Source organism: Variovorax sp. 3319 (genome assembly GCF_031456585.1).
In the GTDB taxonomy this organism is placed as follows: Bacteria; Pseudomonadota; Gammaproteobacteria; order Burkholderiales; family Burkholderiaceae_C; genus Variovorax; species Variovorax paradoxus_P.
Genome location: NZ_JAVDUZ010000032.1, coordinates 1 through 2005, shown reverse-complemented (window position 1 = coordinate 2005; position 2005 = coordinate 1). Strand labels below are relative to the sequence as shown.

The 2005-nt window shown below is 62.6% G+C and carries 2 protein-coding genes and 1 pseudogene; all 3 read right to left on the bottom strand.

Features of this window, described 5'->3' with window-relative positions:
- On the bottom strand, positions 1–1046 hold a 1046-nt coding region (locus tag J2X67_RS27680), incomplete at its 3' end, for an MCP four helix bundle domain-containing protein (RefSeq protein ID WP_309958216.1).
- 50 nt (positions 1047–1096) lie between these two features.
- Positions 1097–1612, bottom strand: coding sequence for a chemotaxis protein CheW (locus tag J2X67_RS27675; RefSeq protein ID WP_309958214.1), 516 nt, complete (start codon positions 1610–1612; stop codon positions 1097–1099).
- A gap of 21 nt (positions 1613–1633) precedes the next feature.
- Positions 1634–2005: pseudogene (locus J2X67_RS27670) on the bottom strand (methyl-accepting chemotaxis protein); the annotation flags it as partial.

Genomic DNA, 2005 nt, shown 5'->3' with positions numbered 1-2005 from the left:
CCCATGGTGTCCACCACCTGGCTGACCACGCCGCCGCCGCGCACGGCCACTTCGGAGGCCGAAAGGGCCAGCTGGTTGGCCTGGCGGGCGTTGTCTGCGTTCTGCTTGACGGTAGAGGTGAGTTCTTCCATCGAAGCGGCCGTCTCTTCGAGCGAGCTGGCTTGCTCTTCGGTGCGCGAAGACAAGTCCTGGTTGCCTGCGGCAATCTGCCCAGAGGCGGTGGCGATGGCATCCGTGCCCGTGCGCACGCCGCTGACCACGTTGGCAAGGCTCGTGTTCATGCTCTTGAGCGCTTCCATCAGCTGACCGGTTTCGTCACGGCTCTGGACTTCGATGTGCTTCGTCAAGTCACCCGACGCCACCGATTGCGCAATTTCAACCGCTTCGGACAACGGCCGCGCAACGATGCGCGCAATGCACAAAGCCAGCACAAAGCCCAGCCCGATGCTGCCCAGCAGAAGCGCCAGAATCCACAGCCGCGCGCGCGCATAGATGGCGTCGCCATTGGCGCTGGCCTGCTTGCCGCCTTCGACGTTGAGCGCGACGAGCCGGTCGATCATCTCGGTGAGTTGGTGGTTCAGGCGCGATGCATCCGCGCGGATGAGCGCCACTGCTTCCGGCTTTTGCTGTGCGCGGGACAGGGCGACGACCTTCTCGTGTTCCTGCGCATACAGGCCCAGCGTCTTCGCGTAGTCCGAATAGATCTTCTTTTCTTCGGGCTCGGAAATAAGCGCCTCGTATTGCCCGCGCGCCTTGCCCAACGCATCCCAGATCGCAGCCATCGATTTCTCGTAGTGCGCAGTGTCTTCGGGTGATGTCGACAGCAGGTGCTGCATTTCCTCGGAGCGGTAGCGAGCCATCAGCCCCCTCATCTCTAGCAGAGACTGGGCTGAAGGCATCCAGTTGGTGGCGATGTCGGTCGACATCTGGTTGACCTTTGAAAGCTGCAGCACCGACACGACACCGAGCACCGCAGTCAACGCCAGGACAGCCACAAAGGACACGAGCAGCTTGGTCGCAATCCTGAGGTTGTAGAACGCTTGCATGAACTTCTTCTCTCTCTGACTCTGTCTATCTCTTTCTCTGCGCGGCTCGATCAGGCGGCGATCTTCTCGACCAGGCCCATCTCGTCGCTGGACATCAGCTTGTCGATGTCCACCAGGATGAGCATCCGCTCGTCCAGCGTGCCCAGACCGATCAGGTAGTCCGTGTCCAGCACGGCACCCATCTCCGGCGCGGGCTTGATCTGCTCTGCGCTCAGCGTGATCACGTCCGACACGCTGTCCACCACCATGCCCACCACGCGGCCGCCGATGTTCAGCACGATCACCACCGTGAACTGGTCATAGGTCGGTGCGCCCAGCTGGAACTTGATGCGCATGTCGATGATCGGAACGATGATTCCGCGCAGGTTCACCACGCCCTTGATGTATTCGGGCGCATTCGCTATGCGCGTCACCGCGTCGTAGCCGCGCAGCTCCTGCACCTTCTGGATGTCGATTCCGTACTCTTCCTGGCCCAGCGTGAAGGAGAGAAATTCCAGAGGCCGGCCGGCCCGTGGCGTTGCGGCGTTGCGAATGTCCGGGGTCTGTTTGGTTGGGGTTGCAGTCATCGGAAACCTGTTGCTGTTGGCTTAAAACTCTGTCCAGTCGCCGCCGGCCGCACCGGCCATGGCCAGCTGCGGAGACGAGGAAGGTGCTTCTTGGGTCTTCTTGGCCGGCGCGGCGCGCCTGGGCTTCGGAGACGATTCGGAGGGGCGCGCAGCCTTGGCTGCGGCAAAGGCGGGCCGTGCGTCTGGCTGAGCCGAAGAGGCTGCTCCGCCTTCGAGCTTGAACACGCTCACCGAGCTCACCAGGCTGGCGGCCTGCTCCTGCATCGACTGCGCTGCGGCGGCGGCTTCTTCCACCAGTGCCGCGTTCTGCTGCGTTACCTGGTCCATCTGCGCGATGGCCTGGTTCACCTGCTCGATGCCGGTGCTCTGTTCCTGGCTTGCAGCCGTGATCTC